This window comes from Ruthenibacterium intestinale (assembly GCF_040096265.1).
GTDB classification, from domain to species: domain Bacteria; phylum Bacillota; class Clostridia; order Oscillospirales; family Ruminococcaceae; genus Ruthenibacterium; species Ruthenibacterium komagatae.
Genome location: NZ_JBBMFA010000034.1, coordinates 1 through 19,499 on the forward strand (window position 1 = coordinate 1; position 19,499 = coordinate 19,499).

The following is a 19,499-nucleotide window of genomic DNA, read 5'->3' on the forward strand; positions in this document are numbered from 1 at the left end:
TCCGGATGTCTTTTTTATTTCTATCTATGCTTTTACTCATTCCTCAGACACCTGCCAGATCGGCTTCTGGGGCAAGGTGCTGCGTTTATTTTACAGAATTTTGAATGTAATTTTTCTTCATTATGATAGATGCCACAAATGCATTTGTGGTATTCTGAATCCAAATGGATGGAGACAGGTGAGATATTATGCATATTACGCATTTGCATCCCGGCCTTAAATTGGATTTAGATAATGTTTACATACAAGTGGGAACTAAAAGCAACAGAACTTTTCATACAAAAGCACAGAAAGAAGCCAAGATTCGTGGAGGAAGTGTATTGGCCCTGGCAGGAGTTCTTCTTTTCTCACTGAGGGACGGCTCTTTCTCGTTTGTATGGCTGTTTGAACTTACTTCGATCATAATGCTACTTTGGGGATTGTGGCTCATCGTGAACACTTTAATAGAAATTTTATATTTTGAAGAATCTTGATTTTTTATAAAAAATAATACATCATAGCCTAAATGTGATATATTTATATGATGAATAATATTTTTTATTATAAATGCGAAACAACTTTTGCGCTATTGCCCAAAAAACAGCTGTTAATTTTGTGCGTTGTCCTACATTTTTAGGAATTAATTGACTTTTTTATTTAGGTTGATTATACTAACTTAGATGAAGGAAAAAACAGAAAAAGTAATCATACTTTTTCTGGCGAAATCAGGAAAGGAAGCGTTGAGCAATGAAGTTTTTTATTGATACCGCGAATGTTGAAGATATTCGCAAAGCCAATGACATGGGCGTTATTTGTGGCGTGACTACAAACCCCAGCCTGATTGCCAAAGAGGGCCGTGATTTTAATGAGGTTCTGAAAGAAATCACTTCGATTGTTGATGGACCGATCTCTGGCGAGGTCAAGGCTACGACGGTTGATGCTGAGGGCATGATTGCTGAGGGCCGTGAAATTGCAAAACTGCATCCCAACATGGTTGTTAAGATTCCTATGACGGTTGAAGGTCTGAAGGCTATTAAAGTTCTGAGCTCTGAAGGCATCAAAACGAACTGCACTCTGATTTTCTCCGCAAACCAGGCTTTGCTGGCAGCCCGTGCAGGCGCTACGTATGTTAGCCCCTTCCTGGGCCGTCTGGACGATATTTCTACTCCGGGCATTGATTTGATTCGTACCATTGCGGACATCTTTGATATCTATGGCTTTGAGACCGAAATTATCGCTGCTTCTGTGCGTAATCCGATTCATGTGACGGATTGTGCTCTGGCTGGTGCGGATATCGCTACGGTTCCCTACAAGGTCATCGAGCAGATGGTGAAGCATCCTCTGACTGATGCTGGCATTGAGAAGTTCCAGGCTGACTACAAAGCTGTTTTTGGCGAATAATTACTAGCATTTTGATCCCTCTGGTTTTTATACCAGAGGGATTTCTATTTTCCAAGAGTTAGCCAACAAGATGGAAATAAGTTGGTTCATCGCATGGAAAGTCGTTGTATATTTTTCAGTTTAAAAAAGAGGAGCGGTGAAATCGCTCCTCTTTTTTGTTGATCCGAAATTTGTTTTAAAATACCACTTTTCCCAATGCAGAAAGGATCAATTCAGACGCAAGGATGCCTGTTTTGTTACGAATATCCAAAATGGGATTCACTTCGACCATGTCCATCGAAAGCATTTTTCCGGTTTCGCTGATTGTTTCCACGGCCAAAAACGCTTCTCGAACGGTAAGGCCACTGTGCACGACCGTTCCGGTTCCGGGAGCAGCTTCCGGCGTGATTGCGTCAATGTCAAAGCTGAGATGGAAGCCAACTGTATCACGGCATGCAATATTGATAGCCTGCTCTATTACTTCACTCATACCAAGCTTATCGATTACATTGATGGGGAACACTGTGACGCCGGCTTTCTTCATGCGGATACGCTCTTCCGTATCAATATCGCGTCCACCGATCTGGACGCAGTGCTTGGGGTCAACAAAAACAGGACCTTGACCAAAATCGACCATCAAATTTGGACCCCAACCACATACGGCCGAAAAAGGCATTCCATGCATGTTTCCACTTTCTGTGCTGAATTCGTCATTCCAATCACCGTGAGCGTCAATCCAAATGATTCCAATTTGTTTGTAGTGTTTGGAGACAGCAGAAATGCTTCCCGCAGCAATACTGTGATCACCACCAAGAATGATGGGAAGCGCCCCGTTTTGAAGGCTTTCCATGGTCGAGAGATAGAGGCGCTGATTGATATCGACGACCTGTTGATAGTTGCGCAGTTTTTCCGAAGTTTCTCCGGAAGTTAAGCACAGGAGGTCCCCTTTATCTGTTAAATCATATCCAAGTGCGCGAATTCCCTCACAAACGCCGCCGTACCGTATGGCCGCAGGTCCCATGCTGACCCCTCGTTTTGAGGCTCCCAGATCCATCTGTACGCCGATCAATTCAATTTTTTTCTGCATGTTGTGTCACTCCTTTCTTAGGCTTGCGTTATGATGATTACTATACCACAGATAAGGTGTAATTTTCAAATCGTTGAAAAGAAAGGAGAGACTTGACAAATACTACAAACAGAGTATACTAATTATATACCCCCACCCCGTGGGGGTGGTGAGGTGAATGATGAAATGAAACAAAAATATGATGTGACAGGTATGACATGCTCTGCGTGCAGTGCGCACGTTGAAAAAGCAGCACGTGCAATTCCGGGAGTACGTGATGTTACGGTCAATTTGCTGACAAACAGCATGGTCATTGAGAGTGATACACAAATAGCAAACAGTGCGGTAATAGAAGCGGTATCTGCGGCAGGGTATGGCGCTATCCCGGTAGGAGAGACGAATGTACAGAAAAGGGAAAAAACGCCGCAGGGGAAAATTCAGCAGCAACTGGAAGAAATGAAAATGCGCCTTTTCATTTCGGCTGTTTTTTTGATTCCTTTGATGTATGTGTCAATGGGACATATGGTAGGGCTGCCACAATTTGGCTTTTTGATCGGTTATGAAAATTCAATTACCTTTGCAATGGTTCAGTTCCTTTTGACCTTACCGGTTGTGTATGTGAACCGGAAATATTATCAGGTAGGGTTTAAAACATTGTTTCATGGTGCTCCCAATATGGACAGCTTGATTGCAATTGGTTCGAGTGCGGCGTTGGTATACGGCGTTTTTGCAATTATGCGCATGGGATATGGGCTTGGCACAGGTGACAGAGCTCTGGTTGAGCGTTACCATATGGACTTGTATTTTGAATCGGCTGCAATGATTTTGACGCTGATTACATTGGGCAAATACCTGGAGACGAAGAGCAAAGGTAAAACAGGACAGGCAATTGCACGCTTGATGGATCTTGCGCCCAAAACCGCTACTGTTGAGCGTGACGGAGTGGAACGGACCATTCCTGTAGAGCAACTTATGATCGGGGATATCGTTCTTGTAAAGCCGGGACAGAATGTTCCGGCAGACGGCGTCATTGTGGAGGGGAGTACCAGCGTAGATGAAGCCGCCATTACAGGAGAGAGCATTCCGATTGAAAAGACAGCAGGCAGCACGGTATTGTCTGCGACTTTAAATAAGACCGGCTTCTTTAAATTCCGGGCAACTAAGGTGGGGGATGATACCACTTTAGCACAGATCATTCGTTTGGTAGAAGATGCGAGCGCAAGCAAGGCACCAATTGCCAAGTTGGCCGATCGGATTGCAGGAATTTTTGTTCCGGTAGTTATATCGATCGCAGTACTGGCGGCGATTTTTTGGCTTTTGATGGGGCAAACAGCTGAGTTTTCAATTTCCGTTGGAATTGCAGTTCTGGTGGTTTCCTGTCCCTGCGCACTTGGACTTGCCACACCGGTTGCGATTATGGTGGGAACTGGAAAAGGTGCAGAGAATGGAATCCTGATTAAATCCGGAGAAGCTTTGCAAACGGCTCACAATATTCAGGAAGTTGTTTTGGATAAAACAGGAACGATTACAGAGGGAAAACCGGTTGTGACGGATGTCTTTCCTTTGGCAGAACTGTCGCAAACTGACTTTTTGTCGGCTGCGGCCAGCATTGAAGGGCGCAGTGAGCATCCTTTGGCTCAAGCGATTGTGGAGTATGCAAAAGGAAAAAATATAGCGCAGCTTCCCGTCAGTGAGTTTAAGGCGAATTTTGGCCGGGGCGTTTCTGCTTTCGTTGAAGGGGAACTATGGTATGCCGGAAACGAAAAAATGATGCGCGAACAAAAGGTTACACTTTCTGAAAATGCTGTGAGCACTTTGGAGAGATTGAGTGAAGAGGGAAAGACACCGCTGCTGTTTGCATCTGAACAAAAGGGGCTGATTGGAATAATCGCAGTAGCGGATACGATCAAGCCCACCAGCAAAGAAGCAATTTCCATGCTTGAGAAAATGGGCGTTGCTGTGACGATGCTCACAGGAGATAACCAGAAAACTGCGGCAGCGATTCAGCGGCAGCTGGGGATTCAACGAATTATAGCAGAAGTGCTTCCGCAGGAGAAGGAACAGCAAATTGCACGGCTTCAAAAAGACGGAAAAATTGTTGCAATGGTAGGAGACGGAATCAATGACGCACCTGCCCTGGCGCGTGCCGATGTGGGAATTGCGATTGGTGCAGGCACAGACGTAGCAATCGAGAGTGCAGATATTGTTTTGATGAAAAACGATTTGCGGGATGTAGCAACGGCAATTCGACTGTCAAAAGCAGTGATTCGCAATATCAAGGAAAATCTGTTTTGGGCCTTTTTCTACAACAGTATTGGCATTCCTTTGGCGGCAGGGCTTTTGTATCCGCTGTTCCAGGTGAAACTGAATCCCATGTTTGCAGCGGCAGCAATGAGCTTGTCCAGTGTATGTGTTGTGTCCAATGCGTTGAGGCTCAGACGATTTAAGGTTATGTACAGTACGCAAACCCCTGGTGCGGTACAGAATATAAAGGAGGAAGATTTTATGAAAACAGTTACACTTCAGATCGAAGGAATGATGTGCCCGCACTGTGTGGCGCATGTCACACAAGCATTGACAAAAATTCCGGGTGTCGACGCACAGGTGAGCCTGGAAAACAAAGAAGCGGTGTGCACATTGACACAGGATGTTTCCGTGCAGCAGTTGACCGATGCGGTGACGGAAGCAGGTTATTCTGTAACAGAGGTGAAGTGATGAAGGCAGATCCTCAAAAAGTCACACGGCTTTTAAAAACAGCTCGCGGACAACTGGATGGAATACTGGCGATGGTAGAGGAAAATCGCTATTGCATGGACATTTCCAACCAGATCCTTGCCACACAGTCGATTTTGTCCAAAGTAAATCGCGAGATTCTGAAAGCGCACATGAACGGGTGTGTGAAGGATGCATTTGAAAGTGGGAACGCAGAAGAAAAGATTGAAGAGATAACGGCGCTTTTGGAAAAATTGAGCCGCTAAAACAAAAACCTTCGGGGTCTTTCGATCCCGAAGGTTTTATATTTTGTAAGAGAATCAATTATTGCGGACGCGATAACCCAAACTTATCAGACTATCGCCCAAATGGACATTTTCTACGGTAATGCCATCGTAAACCACTGATAAGTCGTAATGGCTGAAATTCCAATATCCTTTGATGCCAAGAGCGACAAGGGAAGGGGCAAGTTCCTGTGCACTTTGACGCGGAATGCAGAGAACCGCAACTTCAGGATGATGCTCTTTGCAAAATGATTCCAAGTCCGCAATGTCCAAAATGTCTACGCCGGAAAGCTGGCGCCCGATTTCTTCCGGGTTCTTATCGAACGCAGCGATTAGTTGGTATCCTTTGGCTTCAGCTGTCAAATAGCCGGAAATCGCGCGGCCCAGACGACCGGTTCCAATTAAAATTGTATCCAACTTTTTTTCGCTGAACAGGAGATTGGTGATTTCCCGCAGCAATACATCCACGTGGTAACCAATGCCCTGTTGGCCGAAGCCGCCAAAACAGTTGAAGTCCTGACGCACCTGCGAGGCGGTCGTTCCCATAATTTTGGCAAGTTCACTGGAAGAAACTTTTACAACGCCGTTTTTATGCATATCAGAAAGATAGCGATAATATTTGGGCAACCGTTTGATGACCGGCAGAGAAACCTTGTTCTGCATGGTTTGGATTCACCCGACCTTTTTAGAATAAAATTTTTCTTTCCGCTGCTGTAAAGTGCGCTCTGTCAAAGCGTTTCAATGGTGCGCATCACATAATCGCCGAATTCCTCACAGGTGCAGCCCGTGTCACGTCCGGTGATGGTAAGCGCTTTTTCCTCAAACATGCATTTATCCAGCGCGGCAGTCAGCTGGTCGGATTCTTTTTGATATCCAATGTGGGACAGGAGCATGGCGCTTGCGCGCAGCATGCTGCAGGGATCTGCATATTTGGCGCGGCCCTCCTTGACCATACGGGGGGCGGAGCCGTGAATCGCTTCAAACATTGCATATCTTTTGCCAATGTTTCCGGAACCGGCGGTGCCTACACCACCCTGGAATTCTGCAGCTTCATCGGTAATGATATCGCCATATAGATTCGGCAAAACAAAGACCTGGAAGTCCTGACGGCGCTTCGGGTCGACCAGTTTGGCGGTCATGATATCAATGTACCAGTCATCGGTAACGATTTCCGGATATTTGGCACCCATTTCCTGGCAGAGACGCAGGAACTTGCCGTCGGTCGCTTTGACAATGTTTGCCTTGGTGACGATGGAAACACGGTTTTTGTGGTTTTTGTGCGCAAAATCATAAGCAAGTGCAGCAATTCGCTCCGTTCCGTCTGTAGTGGTGACGGTGAAGTCAATGGAAATACCGTCCTCGGTTTCAAAACCGCAGCTGCCGAGCGTGTAGGCTCCTTCTGTGTTTTCACGGAAGAACGTCCAGTCAATGCCCTGCTCCGGTACTTTTACGGGGCGAACGTTGGCGAAAAGGTCCAATTCTTTGCGCATAGCGACGTTGGCGCTTTCGATGTTCGGCCACTCGTCTCCGGCGCGCGGGGTGGTTGTAGGGCCTTTCAAAATGACATGGCATGCTTTCAATTCGGCAAGCACATCATCCGGGATCGCCTTCATATGTGCGGCGCGGTTTTCAATGGTAAGACCGTCGATTTCTTTGAAAACGATGCGGCCTTTGGCGACGTCATCTTTCAAAAGGAAGCGAAGAACACGCTCAGCCTCGTGTGTGATGGTGGGACCAATGCCGTCACCACCGCAGATGCCGATGACGATTTGATCCAGCTTGGAATAATCCACAAAGTCACCCTGGGCGCGCATCTTGGCAACGCGGGCTTTTTGTGCTTCAATCAGTTCTCCAAATCTTTCTTTGGCTTCGTTTACAGATACCATGATCAGAAGCTCCTCTCTTTTATTTCAGCGTTTTTTCACGGGTGAAATTCAGCAAACCGCCAGCTTTGATGATTTCGGCCTGACGGGCGGAAATATCACATTTCAGTGCAAATTCAGCGCCGGTCTCTTTGTCACTCAGGCGGATCTCTGCGCCTTCCAGACCCGCAAAAACGTTGTCAAGCACCAAAGTGTCGTTCAAGTTGATTCGTTCGTAATCATCCGGATTTACAAATTCCAGCGGCAGAATGCCTGCATTTACCAGATTGGCTTTGTGGATGCGCGCGAAACTTTTGGTGATGACAGCACGGATACCCAGATACAACGGTACAAGGGCCGCGTGCTCACGGCTGGATCCCTGACCGTAGTTGGAGCCGCCTACGATAAAACCGCCGTCAGCAGATGCCAGAGCGCGTTTCGGAAATTCCGGATCACAAACTTCAAAACAATAATTGGCCAAATGAGGAATATTGGAACGATAGGGAAGAATTTTGCTTCCAGCGGGCATAATGTGGTCTGTGGTGATATTATCGCCGACCTTCAGCAGGCAGGGAAGTTCAAAAACATTTTCCAGAGGTTTCGCCTGCGGAAGCGGCTTGATATTCGGGCCGCGGAGAATCTCCACTTTTTCGTATTCGTCCAGGCTTGCCGGGAGATCTACCATATTGTCATTCACGGGGAAGGTTTCGGGCATCTGAACGGGAGCAATTGCAGGCAATGTGGTAGGATCGGTGATGTATCCGGTCAGGCAGCTTGCCGCGGCAGTTTCCGGACTGACCAGGTAAACTCCGGCATCTCGTGTGCCGCTGCGTCCTTCGAAGTTTCGGTTGAATGTACGAAGGGAAACACCGGCGGAATTGGGGCTCTGTCCCATGCCGATGCAAGGGCCGCAGGCACTTTCCAAAATACGTGCTCCGGCATTGAGAAGATCGGTCAACGCACCGTTTTCGCTGAGCATGCTCAGAACCTGACGGCTGCCCGGCGCAATGGCAAGACTGACTTCCGGACTTACGGTTTTGCCTTTCAGCATTGCAGCAACAGTCATTAAGTCGGTATAGCTGGAGTTGGTGCAGCTGCCGATACAGACCTGGTCTACCTTCGTCATCGAGAGGCTCTTGACCGGTTTTACGTTATCCGGGCTGTGGGGGCATGCGGCCAAAGGAACCAGTTTGCTCAGATCGATCTCGATCACTTCGTCGTAGACGGCGTCTTCGTCCGAGGCAAGAGGCACAAAGTCATCTTCACGCCCCTGCGCACGCAGGAACTCATGTGTTACTTCATCCGAGGGGAAAATAGAAGTGGTAGCGCCCAATTCGGCACCCATATTTGTGATGGTGGCACGTTGCGGAACGCTCAGTGTTTTAACACCCTCTCCGCCGTATTCAATGATTTTCCCGACGCCGCCTTTGACGCTCATGATACGCAGCACTTCCAGAATGATATCTTTGGCACTGACCATCGGCTGCAAATGACCGGAAAGTTTGATCAACGTCATTTTCGGATAAGGAATGTAGTATGCACCGCCCCCCATGGCAACAGCGACGTCCAGCCCGCCGGCACCAATCGCCAAAGCACCAATACCACCGGCAGTGGGGGTATGGCTGTCAGAGCCGATGAGCGTTTTCCCGGGCTTGGCAAAGCGCTCCAGGTGTACTTGATGACAGATGCCATTTCCGGGACGGGAATAGCGAACGCCAATTTTCTTGGCAATCGTACGGATAAACCGATGGTCATCCGCATTCATAAAGCCGTTCTGCAGGGTGTTGTGGTCGATATAGGCCACGCTCAATTCTGTTTTTACCCGCGGAATTCCCATGGCTTCGTATTCCAGATAGGCCATGGTGCCTGTTGCATCCTGCGTCAAAGTTTGGTCGATGCGCAGTCCGATTTCGTTCCCGACTGCGGGGGTGCCGTCAACGAGATGAGCCGCAATAATTTTTTGTGCAATCGTCTTTCCCATAGTTCGCGCTCCTTTTTGCCACAGTCCAAGCGGCAATCTATATATACTTATTTATAATAATGGTTTGCGGCTTTTTTGTCAATGAAACCAGTGTTAGGGGCCGATGCATAAATACTGCATAAAGCGGAAAAAATAAGGGAAAAGAAAGGAAGTGTGCCCGGATGGAAAAAGAGCGGGAACGCGCAAAAAAAGAACATAGCAACGACCCTGAAGAAGTGCAGCGTGAGATACTGGAAAAAGACTATATGATGGAAATGGGCTCTGTGCTGAGGACCAGAGGTCCTCATGCAATTCATTGCCTGACTGTTGTGGGGCAAATCGAGGGACATTCCATTGCGCCGCAAAATCAGAAGACCACAAAATACGAACACGTAATTCCACAGCTGGTGGCCATTGAAGAAGACCCGGATGTGGAAGGCCTTCTTGTAATTTTAAACACAGTAGGTGGAGATGTAGAAGCGGGACTGGCGTTGGCGGAGCTGATCAGCGGGATTACCAAACCGAGTGCTACACTGGTCCTGGGCGGTGGACATTCCATCGGAATTCCGTTGGCAGTTTCAGCGCGGCGAAGCTTTATTGTGCCTACTGCCACCATGACAATTCACCCGGTGCGCCATTCCGGTCTTGTGTTGGGTGTACCGCAAACCATGCGGTACTTTGAACAGATGCAGCAGCGTATTACAGGCTTTGTAGCATCGCATTCCCAGATCAGCGAAAAGCGTTTTAGGCAGCTGATGATGAGGACAGGGGAACTTGTGATGGATGTGGGAAGCGTGGTTGATGGAGCGACCGCAGTGAAAGAAGGATTGATCGATGAATTGGGTGGACTGGGGGATGCATTGGCGTATCTCTATCGTGAAATCGAACAAAAAGGATAAATATGGTTTGTAAATTCATCCAAAATCACATTTTACAAGTTGGCGTTTTGATGATATACTGATAAAGTAATTTACTGCACCCTTTTGAGGGAGAAAAAACAGAAAACCGTTCGGGATTTCCCGGCGGTGTTACATACACAGGTACAGGGGTAAGAGCATGGCAGCAAAAAATACAAAGAGAAAAAAACAATCAACGACCCGCACAGGGACCCGGGCACGCTCCCATAAGCCCAAGAAAGATATGGCGGAACAGTGGAGCATATTGATTTTCGGAATCGGCGTTTTGGTCGCCGCTATGACCTATGTGCAGGGGGCGTCAGTATGGAGCTGGATCCGTTCCAATTTGCTGTTCGGTGTGTTTGGCGTCAGTACATACCTTTTAGCTCCGGCAATTCTGTACATTGCGGTTTTGGTTGCCATCGGCATGCCAATGAAGAAGAAAACAGCGCAAATCCTTTTGTGCATGGCACTGGTGAGCGGAGCTGTTTTAGTCTTTTCAAAGACTGACATGACGGGACTGAATTTTCAGGAAGGAATCATCGCACTCCACCAGAATGCGGCGGCGCATCCTTTTTCAGGTGGTGTTTTAGGCGCAATTTTCGGTTGGAGTCTGCTGGCACTCTGCGGTCGTCCGGGCGCAGATATTCTTTTGGTGATTTTCCTTTTGATTGGCCTGATGATTGTAACAGGTGTGACGCCGGGTCATATCTACTATTACTTTTTCGGTCAGGCAAAACGCATGAAGGAGAAAAATGCAGAGAGAGTTCAGCTGCGCGCGGAACGCATGCGGCAGCTGGAAGAGGAGCGTCGGGAGCAACAGCGTCTGGCAGAGCAGGAGCAGCAAAATCGCCAGCCGGATTTTTCCATTGATCTGAATGCTTATCAAAGCGCGGCGGAGCATCACAAACGCACATCTTCCATTGATATCGAATTGGGCAATCAGCCGGTTTCACAAATTGGCTTAAAAGAGGAAAAGCGGCCGGTGATAGGCCCGGGCGGAACATTTGGCATTGAGCCGGACCATCCTGTGATGCCGGTGGCACGTCCGACTGTGCCCGCTTCCACAATGTCGGAACCGCAGAAGCCCCAGCAGATAGAGCAGGCAGCGCCCATGAAAAACACCGTTGAAACCAGGGAGCCTGTTTTGGAAAAAACAGAGCAGACGGAAACGGTTCAGGAAGCAGAAATCGCATCTTTGGTGCGGAAAGCTGCCGGTAATGCGCAACCCAAAGAAGAGGCAAAAGCGGCGGTTCTCCCGGCGAATCAGGCGGATGAGAACTATGCCTATCCGCCCCTCAGTCTGTTCCAAAAGGCAAAGCCTGCCGATGAAGAGGACATTGAAAAAGAGCTGACGCACAATGCGGACCTTTTAGTAAAAACACTGGCGAGTTTTGGGGTGAAGACGCGCCTTCTGGATATCAGCCGGGGACCATCGGTTACACGTTATGAGCTTCAGCCGCAAACAGGGGTGAAAATCAGCCGTATTACAGGTCTGGCGGATGATATTGCACTGAATCTTGCCACATCCGGCGTTCGTATTGAAGCACCGATTCCCGGCAAGGCGGCGGTTGGAATCGAAATTCCCAATAAAACGCGCACGATGGTCACGCTTCGCAGCATTTTGGAATCGCCTGAGTTTTCTACCAGCAAAGCGCCGCTGACCTTTGCAATCGGTAAGGATATTGCGGGACAAAGTCAAATTGGCAATCTGGCAAAAATGCCCCACCTTTTGATCGCAGGTACAACTGGTTCCGGTAAATCGGTATGCACCAACTCGATTATCATGAGTTTGCTGTATCGTTGTTCACCGCAGACACTGCGTATGATTTTGATCGACCCCAAAATGGTTGAGTTTGCGCAGTATAACGGTATTCCGCATTTGCTGATGCCGGTTGTGACGGAGCCGCGCAAAGCGGCAGGCGCTTTGGGCAGTGCGGTGGCCGAAATGGAAAAACGATACCATCTCCTTGCGGAAAACGGCGTCCCCAACATCGAGGAGTACAATGCTTTGGCAGAGGAAAACGCGGCCCTTGAGAAGATGCCTTATATCGTCATTGTAATCGATGAGCTGGCTGATTTGATGATGGTTGCCGGCAAAGAGGTAGAGGACTATATCTGCCGAATTGCGCAAAAGGCGCGCGCTGCGGGAATGCATTTGATCATTGCGACACAGCGTCCTTCTGTGGATGTTATTACCGGTCTGATCAAGGCAAATATCCCGTCGCGCATCGGACTTTCGGTGATGAGCCAGATCGACAGCCGGACGATTCTGGATACAGGCGGTGCAGAAAAGCTGCTGGGGAATGGCGACATGCTGTATATGCCGGTAGGCGTCAATAAGCCGGTGCGTGTGCAGGGGACTTTTGTCCGTTCAGCAGAAATCCGCGGCGTGATTGATTTCATCAAAAAACATTCCAGCGCGGATTACAATCAGGAAATGATTGCCGAAATGGAAAAACGGGCAGTTGCGGAGAAGGCCGGCAGTGGGGCTGGCGCGGAGGAGAATGATTCCCGAGACCCGATGCTGGATACTGCCATTGAAGTGGTGATTGATGCGGGACAGGCTTCTACCAGCCTGCTTCAGCGGCGCTGCAAGCTTGGATATGCCCGTGCGGCGCGTATCATTGACGAAATGGAGCAGATGAATATCATTGGGCCTTATGAAGGAGCAAAGCCGCGCCAGGTGCTGATTACGCGCGATCAATGGATCGAGATGCGTATGCAGCGAGACTCCGACGCGGATCCCAATGCAGTTTGATGGGGCTGTAAAAGGCGGGTCTGAGTGACTCGCCTTTTTTGAAAGAATGGAGCAGAAGGAATGGAACAGAATTTTTTACCCATAACCCGTGAAGAAATGCTGGCGCGCGGTTGGCAATATGTGGATTATGTGGTGGTCACGGGAGATGCTTATGTGGATCACCCCAGTTTTGGTGCGGCAATCATTTCTCGATTGCTGGAAAAAGAGGGGTACCGCGTAGGCGTTCTCAGTCAGCCGGACTTTACGACCTGCGAAAGCATGAAAGAATTTGGACGGCCCCGCTATGGCTTTTTTATTGGCGGCGGCAATGTAGACAGTATGGTCGCGCATTATTCCGTTGCCAAAATCCGCCGGGATCGCGATGAATATACACCGGGCGGTGTTCCTGGAAAGCGACCGGATCGAAGCGCAACGGTCTATACACAGATGGCGAAACAGGCATATCCGGAACTCCCGGTGATTTTGGGCGGACTGGAAGCTTCTTTGCGCCGTTTTGCCCATTACGATTATTGGATGGGCACGGTTTTGCCCAGCATTATGGAGACAAGCGGGGCGGATTTGGTATCGTTTGGTATGAGCGAGCATCAAACCGCGGAAATCGCCCGCCGCCTGGCAAAGGGTGAAGATATCCACTCCATCACGGATGTGGCGGGAACATGCTATATGACGGACTTCGCGCACTTGCCGGCGCAGTATGTGGAGTGCGCGGGCTTCCACAAGGTCAGTACGGATAAAATCGCTTATGCGAAGGCGTGCCGCATCCAGATGGACCAGCAGGACTGTGTTTCAGGCAAGCCGGTTGTTCAGAAACAGAGCGAAAAATACCTTGTGCAGAATATCCCTTCCACACCGCTGACACGGCGGGAGTTGGATGAAGTGTATGCGATGCCCTTTACACGGCGATATCATCCCAGTTACGAGGCGCTGGGCGGAGTGCCTGCCATTGAAGAAGTGGAGTTTTCCATTATTCAGAATCGTGGCTGCTATGGCGGCTGTAATTTCTGTGCGATTACAATGCATCAGGGACGCCGGGTAACATCCCGCAGTGAAGCGAGTATTGTGGCAGAAGCTGAAGCCATGACAAAAGCGCCTAACTTTAAAGGATATATTCACGATGTGGGGGGACCTACGGCGAATTTTAGACTGCCAAGCTGTGCACAGCAGATGACAAAAGGAATGTGCAACGGCGGAAAGCATTGTCTGGCTCCGCAGGCTTGCCCCAAGCTGATTGTGGACCATAAAGAATACTTAAAAATTCTGCGTCGGTTGCGAGCGCTGCCTGGCGTCAAAAAAGTTTTTATCCGCAGTGGAATTCGTTATGACTATCTGATTTTGGATAAGGATGAAACCTTTTTTAAAGAACTGATTCAGCACCATGTCAGCGGCCAGTTAAAAGTGGCACCGGAGCATTGCGCGCCCAATACACTTCGTTATATGGGAAAACCGCCCGTGGAGGTCTATAACAAATTTTCAAAACGCTTTTATGAATTAACGCGCCAGGCGGGGAAAAAGCAGTACCTGGTGCCTTATTTGATGAGCAGTCATCCCGGCAGCACACTGAAAGATGCTGTGCTACTGGCGGAATATCTTTATCGCAATCGTATTCGGCCGGAGCAGGTACAGGATTTTTACCCAACGCCTGGGACCGTTTCCACCTGTATGTTTTACACTGGATTGGATCCGTATACGCTTAAGCCGGTGTATGTGGCCAAAAGCCGGGAAGAGAAGGCGATGCAGCGAGCCTTACTGCAATATTATGAGCCGAAGAATGCACAGCGTGTGCGCAAGGCTCTCCAATTGACTCACCGGGAAGATCTGATTCCGTTCCTGGTTCCGGGTGGGCAAAAAGAACGAGCTGCGGCAAAACAAAAGCAGGGGTTCCATAAAGGAGTACAGACGTGGCAAAAAGAAATTGGAAAAGACAGAAAGCGGCCTTCAAGGCGAAAGTAAAGCGCCGCATAAGACAGGCCATGGGCGCTTTGGCAGCTGTTCTGCTGGTTTCCGCCGGTGTGATTACGATTGGCGAAAATCAGGATTGGGCTACACCCAGCTGGAGACAAATTTATGCGGAATTTGGAATTGGAGAAACAGTTGGAATTCCATCGGATGCACAGGGCGCGCAGACTAAAATTCACTTCATAGACGTGGGGCAGGCAGATGCAACACTTTTGGAGCAGAATGGAGCGTTTGCGCTTGTTGATGCAGGCACCCAGGATGCACAGCAGGACTTGCTGGATTATCTACATGAAGCAGGAGTAGAAGAACTGGGTTATGTCATAATGACACATCCTCAGTCTGATCATATCGGCGGAATGCGTGCAGTGCTTGATGAGTTCCCGGTGGAACAGGTGCTGTTGCCGGATTTTGATAAAGCGCCGGTAGAGTGGTGGCCTGCCACGGAGCAATTGATGGCCTGTATCGGGAAACAACAAAATCCGGCAATCGTGATGACGGCAGGTGACACATATACGTTGGGGGACGCGACAATCACGGTTTTGTTGGACGGCGTAGAAAGTGACAATGTGAATAACATTTCGCCAATTCTTTTATTTGAGGCACCGGGCGTGCGTTTTCTGATGGAAGGCGATGCAGAAAAACAAGTGGAGCGAGCGGCGTTGGAAAACGGAACAGATCTCCGCGCCACCTTGTTCAAAGCGGGGCATCATGGTTCGGCTACATCTAATACAGAAGAGTTTGTTCAGGCGGTTCATCCGCGCATTGCGGTAGTGAGCTGCGGCGAAAACAATTCGTATGGTCACCCACATGAAGATGTTCTGGAGACTTTTCGTCGGGAAGGCGTACAGGTTTTCCGAACAGATTTGAATGGTACAGTTGTGGCTTATGTGGATGAAGAAAATGTTTTGCGAATTGCAGTCACAAAGTCGGAAGAAGCAGAGGAGTCTTCTTTGACAGCAGTGGCATAAAAAAGAGGAGCTGACTCAGCTCCTCTTTTTGCTAGGTGATCAATTTTTATCATTTGGATGCGTTAACAGGACGCAGCATTCGACGGTTGTTTCAGTTTCCAAGGGAAGTTCTTTCACTTCCTCGCCATCAACAGGCACAGGGAAATTGAATACAATCTTCTTTATCCAGCTTCCGTCTTTTCTCTTTTCCGGGAACATCTCAATTCGCTCGATAAAGGCCTTCATAAACTCCTTCTGCTCCGCTTCCGTTGCGGAATGGTAGACTTCATCAAATGCCAGCAACAAGCGATAGATATTGTCTCCGGAAATCTTCTCCTGCTGGATGCTGCGGATCTGACTTTGCAATTCGCCAATCTGAACTTCGATTTCCTCTATGGTGTCATACTGCTCATCATAGCGGCGCTGCAAGTCCAAAATCTTTCTGTCATAGTGGGCATCATTGATGTCCAAGGTATCCATCTGACGCTCCAAGCGGCTTTTCGTTCCAAAGGCTTGCTTTAGCTGCCCTTGCAGGACGGCGATCTGCTTTTCCATATCCTCTGTATCAACCGCTGTTCCGATTTTCGCTTGAATTGCTTCTACAAATCGGGGATTGTTGACCATAGCGGAAATAATCTTCGCCACAAATTTGTTGATCTCTGTCTGTTCGATATTCAGCCGGAAACTGCACTCATGCCCTGTCGGCGTAACTGTATTTTTGCAGTAGTAATAATACCGTGTTTTCTTGTCCTTGCTATGAGCCTTGGCAATATTGCCGTACATACTCTTTCCGCAGCATGGGCATTTCAAGATACCGGACAGGATGTGTGCGTGGTCTGGATTGTTGACCTTTTCCCGCTTAAAAGAATTGATCTTGCGCTTTTCCTGTGCCAGATACCAATCCTCTTCGGAAATGATAGCTTCGTGCTGTCCTTCATAAACCGGAAACTCCGACTGCTCAACCACGTGAATCTCGTTTCTTGTACCCTGTTTCTTTTCAGTTCTTCGTCTGCCGTAAGCAATCTTTCCCATATAAACAGGATTGTACAATACATTTTTCACAAAATCTCTTGAAAATCCCGGAATGGTATTATTCTGTCTTAGTTTCTTTACATAACCATTGCGGTTCAGATATTTTGCAACTCCTGCAACACCCTCGTTTGTATGAATATAACGATCATAGATTACTCGGATAACTTCCACTTCATCCTCTGCAATGACAAGGTTTCCGTTTTCCAGTTTGTATCCATAGGGAGCGAAACCGCCGTTCCATTTGCCTTCACGAGCCTTTTGCTCCCGTCCTGCCATTGTCTGTGTGCGGATATTTTCTCGCTCAATCTCTGCCACCGCAGACAGCACAGAGATCATCAGCTTTCCGGCATCCTTGGAGCTGTCAATGCCATCCTCCACGCAAATCAGGTTGACACCAAAATCCTGCATGAGCTGCAAAGAGTTCAGAACATCGGCTGCATTTCTGCCAAATCTGGAGAGCTTAAAGACAAGCACATAGGAAACGCCGTCTTTGCAGTCCTGGATGTCGTTCAGCATCCGTTGAAACTCCTGCCTCCCTTGGATGTTCTTGCCGGAAAATCCTTCGTCAGAATACTCCCCGGCAACGACCATATCCTCGTATGCCGCATACTTCCGCAGCTTGTCACGCTGGGCATCCAAGCTGTATCCGTCAACCTGCATCGAGGTGGACACTCTTGTATAAAGATAGCATTTAAGTTGTTTCTTTTTCAGAATCTCCACCTCCCTCATTCCTTCCTTTTACCATAAGTCCCTCGTTGCGGATATAATACTCCAAAAGCCACAGCACATAATCCGGTGCATGGCGGTTGTCCAATTCCCATTCAGTCATAGTCCGGTAAGGAATATGGACGAGCTTGCAAAAATCTTTCCGGTTCAGTCCTGTGCTTTCACGCAACTTAATAATTCTGTTTTTACAATCCATTCGTCTTTTCTCCAAAAAAGCAAAAATACACGTTGCGTACATATTATAGCATAGCCGCAACAAGTACGCAACGTGTAAATTGTAAATTTTTACGCAGCCTTATCCGTCAAAGGCTGCGCTTGCTTATCATCCTTGGAACACTCCACCGTTTGTGGAGTATCCTGCTCTAATTTATCCAAAACCTGATGCCCGTACTTCTGGAGCATCTGGCTCATAACATCCACACAGCGGTCAAATGCCGCATTATATTTCGCTTCCTCATAATATTTCTTCAATAGGCAATTCCTCCATCAAAGTTCCATATCCTGTCCACGCTTCTGGGCAGGGTGTTTGTGTTCCTGCGTTTCCTTTCCTCTGATGAGGATAGAATTGATAAAAGCCCGAACCTTTTCGGATGCGATTTCCAGTGCATCCAGAAAGGGTTGGGCTTTCTGTTTGAGTTCCATATATTTTTCGTTTACCGCTTCATACCGCTGCTTCCAGATGGAAACCGTCTTTTCTGCGGAAGCCAGTTTTTCTTTCAGACGCTTGTTGTCAGCATTGGCGATAATGCCATTGACCGCATAGCGTTTGAGTGTGTCGCATTCATCCGGTGTCAGCGTGATATTGTTTCCGAATGTGGCTTTTTTGCCCATTACTTCAATGTCCTGCACTGTCAGCGCAATGGTCTTTGCCGCCTTGGTTTCCTTTTGCAAAGATTCCAGTTTCTTTTTCTGTTTTGCTGTGGCAGCTTTGGCATCCTCCAAATTCTGTTCTGCCTGTGCCACCTGCCCGGTCACAGCTTCCAGCCGCTGCTGTTCTGCCTGCACCTTGAACTGGGTCACAGTCAGATGTTCCTCGGTGCTTCCACGTTCTCCACGCTCCACATCGGTATAACCGGCGTTTCGCATGAAATTGAAAAAGTCATCCTGCAACACACTGTAGGATGACTTCAAAATCTTTTTCCCTTTTGCGTTGAGCATGGGATTTCCGTCCTCGCCAAGCACCGGCTTGGACTCCCATTTCTTACTGCGGCTGACCTGTGTGATGACCTCCTTAACGGTTCCCCGGAGGGCTTCATCCTTGCATCGCTTCGACCAAAGGATCTGCTTTTCCACCACCGGGATATAAACCACATGAAGGTGGTAGTGGTACACATCTTCGCCCAAAGCTTCGGACATTGCTCGGTTGCGCTCATCGGCGTGCATCACAGCGGAGAGGATATACTGCTCACCACCTACGATCTCCGCAGCAGCTTTGTAGGCATCGGCATAAAACTGTTTCGCAAATTCATAGCCGCCATGATTGTAGAAATAAGCGGAATTCACATCAAATACCAACTCACCGTATTTGACGGCATCCGGTTTCAGACCTCTGGTGGAGATCACGCCGTCTTGTTCCATCTGCTCAAACATTTTTACATAATCGTCCGTGGGTGCTTTGAAATGGACGTTCAGAGAAGTGCGTTCCGGCACGATGTCCTGATTGCTGTAGCTGTCCTTTTCACGCTCATTGTGTTCCTGTACCTTCGCCACATCAGCCGGTGTTTCCAAGTCCTGATTTCTGGCTACGGTACGGTCTATTCCATCATTTCTTGCCATTGGATTTTTCCTTTCTTTGAGATTTGCAACAGCGGAAGGCTGGAGAACGGCACTTTTTCAAAGTGTAATAACCCACTATGACACTTTCATCCATACTGGCTGCAAAGTGCCGTGGGCTCTCCGAGGGCTCTCCCGAGGGGGAATGCGGTCACTGCGGTGACC

Annotated in this window: 16 protein-coding genes; 8 read left to right on the forward strand and 8 right to left on the reverse strand. The window is 48.4% G+C overall.

Annotated features, from left to right (window positions below; translation table 11 throughout):
• Nucleotides 1-188: 188 nt before the first annotated feature.
• Both WMO24_RS01075 and fsa read left to right on the forward strand, forming a co-directional pair.
• Entirely contained in the window at nt 189-473 is a 285-nt protein-coding gene (locus WMO24_RS01075) for a hypothetical protein (protein WP_349214256.1), read from the forward strand.
• Between the two features lie 253 nt (nt 474-726).
• Nucleotides 727-1,380 (forward strand): fructose-6-phosphate aldolase, encoded by a 654-nt coding sequence (gene fsa / locus WMO24_RS01080; protein ID WP_349214257.1) that lies wholly within the window; start codon nt 727-729, stop codon nt 1,378-1,380.
• 175 nt (nt 1,381-1,555) lie between these two features.
• On the opposite strand, the gene rocF is transcribed toward fsa, so the two are convergent.
• Nucleotides 1,556-2,446: an arginase gene (rocF, locus tag WMO24_RS01085; RefSeq protein WP_349214259.1), complete on the reverse strand. Its 891-nt coding sequence runs from the start codon at nt 2,444-2,446 to the stop codon at nt 1,556-1,558.
• A 165-nt stretch (nt 2,447-2,611) separates the two neighbouring features.
• On the opposite strand from rocF, the gene WMO24_RS01090 reads away from it, so the two are divergent.
• Both WMO24_RS01090 and WMO24_RS01095 read left to right on the forward strand, forming a co-directional pair.
• Complete coding sequence (locus tag WMO24_RS01090) at nt 2,612-5,140, forward strand: heavy metal translocating P-type ATPase (protein WP_349214296.1); 2,529 nt, start codon at nt 2,612-2,614, stop codon at nt 5,138-5,140.
• Complete coding sequence (locus WMO24_RS01095) at nt 5,140-5,403, forward strand: metal-sensing transcriptional repressor (RefSeq protein WP_349214261.1); 264 nt, start codon at nt 5,140-5,142, stop codon at nt 5,401-5,403. Before WMO24_RS01090 ends, WMO24_RS01095 begins: the two co-directional genes overlap by 1 nt.
• A gap of 54 nt (nt 5,404-5,457) precedes the next feature.
• Here the strand turns inward: WMO24_RS01095 and WMO24_RS01100 are convergent, their stop codons facing one another.
• The 3 genes from WMO24_RS01100 to WMO24_RS01110 form a co-directional block, all read right to left on the reverse strand.
• The gene (locus WMO24_RS01100) at nt 5,458-6,084 is read right to left on the reverse strand and encodes a redox-sensing transcriptional repressor Rex (RefSeq protein WP_349214263.1); all 627 of its coding nucleotides are present in this window, start codon (nt 6,082-6,084) and stop codon (nt 5,458-5,460) included.
• Nucleotides 6,085-6,149: 65 nt separating this feature from the next.
• Nucleotides 6,150-7,307, reverse strand: coding sequence for an isocitrate/isopropylmalate family dehydrogenase (locus WMO24_RS01105; RefSeq protein ID WP_349214265.1), 1,158 nt, complete (start codon nt 7,305-7,307; stop codon nt 6,150-6,152).
• 19 nt (nt 7,308-7,326) lie between these two features.
• On the reverse strand, nt 7,327-9,264 hold the full coding sequence (locus WMO24_RS01110) for an aconitate hydratase (protein WP_349214267.1): 1,938 nt from the start codon (nt 9,262-9,264) through the stop codon (nt 7,327-7,329).
• A 161-nt stretch (nt 9,265-9,425) separates the two neighbouring features.
• Between WMO24_RS01110 and WMO24_RS01115 the strand changes: the two genes are divergently transcribed.
• From WMO24_RS01115 to WMO24_RS01130, 4 genes are all read left to right on the forward strand, one after another.
• The gene (locus WMO24_RS01115; protein ID WP_349214269.1) at nt 9,426-10,142 is read left to right on the forward strand and encodes a ClpP family protease; all 717 of its coding nucleotides are present in this window, start codon (nt 9,426-9,428) and stop codon (nt 10,140-10,142) included.
• A gap of 241 nt (nt 10,143-10,383) precedes the next feature.
• Nucleotides 10,384-12,900, forward strand: coding sequence for an FtsK/SpoIIIE family DNA translocase (locus WMO24_RS01120; RefSeq protein ID WP_349214271.1), 2,517 nt, complete (start codon nt 10,384-10,386; stop codon nt 12,898-12,900).
• 60 nt (nt 12,901-12,960) lie between these two features.
• A complete protein-coding gene (locus WMO24_RS01125) occupies nt 12,961-14,850 on the forward strand; it encodes a YgiQ family radical SAM protein (RefSeq protein ID WP_349214272.1) in 1,890 nt (629 codons plus the stop codon).
• Nucleotides 14,799-15,824: a ComEC/Rec2 family competence protein gene (locus WMO24_RS01130; RefSeq protein WP_349214274.1), complete on the forward strand. Its 1,026-nt coding sequence runs from the start codon at nt 14,799-14,801 to the stop codon at nt 15,822-15,824. The genes WMO24_RS01125 and WMO24_RS01130 overlap by 52 nt, the downstream gene beginning before the upstream one ends.
• Nucleotides 15,825-15,863: 39 nt before the next feature.
• Here WMO24_RS01130 and WMO24_RS01135 read toward each other — a convergent pair whose 3' ends face one another.
• From WMO24_RS01135 to WMO24_RS01150, 4 genes are all read right to left on the reverse strand, one after another.
• Nucleotides 15,864-17,564, reverse strand: coding sequence for a recombinase family protein (locus WMO24_RS01135; protein WP_349214275.1), 1,701 nt, complete (start codon nt 17,562-17,564; stop codon nt 15,864-15,866).
• The gene (locus tag WMO24_RS01140; protein WP_015540908.1) at nt 17,527-17,757 is read right to left on the reverse strand and encodes a helix-turn-helix domain-containing protein; all 231 of its coding nucleotides are present in this window, start codon (nt 17,755-17,757) and stop codon (nt 17,527-17,529) included. Before WMO24_RS01140 ends, WMO24_RS01135 begins: the two co-directional genes overlap by 38 nt.
• 89 nt (nt 17,758-17,846) lie before the next feature.
• Nucleotides 17,847-18,032: a hypothetical protein gene (locus WMO24_RS01145; RefSeq protein ID WP_007488117.1), complete on the reverse strand. Its 186-nt coding sequence runs from the start codon at nt 18,030-18,032 to the stop codon at nt 17,847-17,849.
• A gap of 15 nt (nt 18,033-18,047) precedes the next feature.
• Entirely contained in the window at nt 18,048-19,337 is a 1,290-nt protein-coding gene (locus WMO24_RS01150) for a plasmid recombination protein (protein WP_349214277.1), read from the reverse strand.
• Nucleotides 19,338-19,499 lie beyond the last annotated feature (162 nt).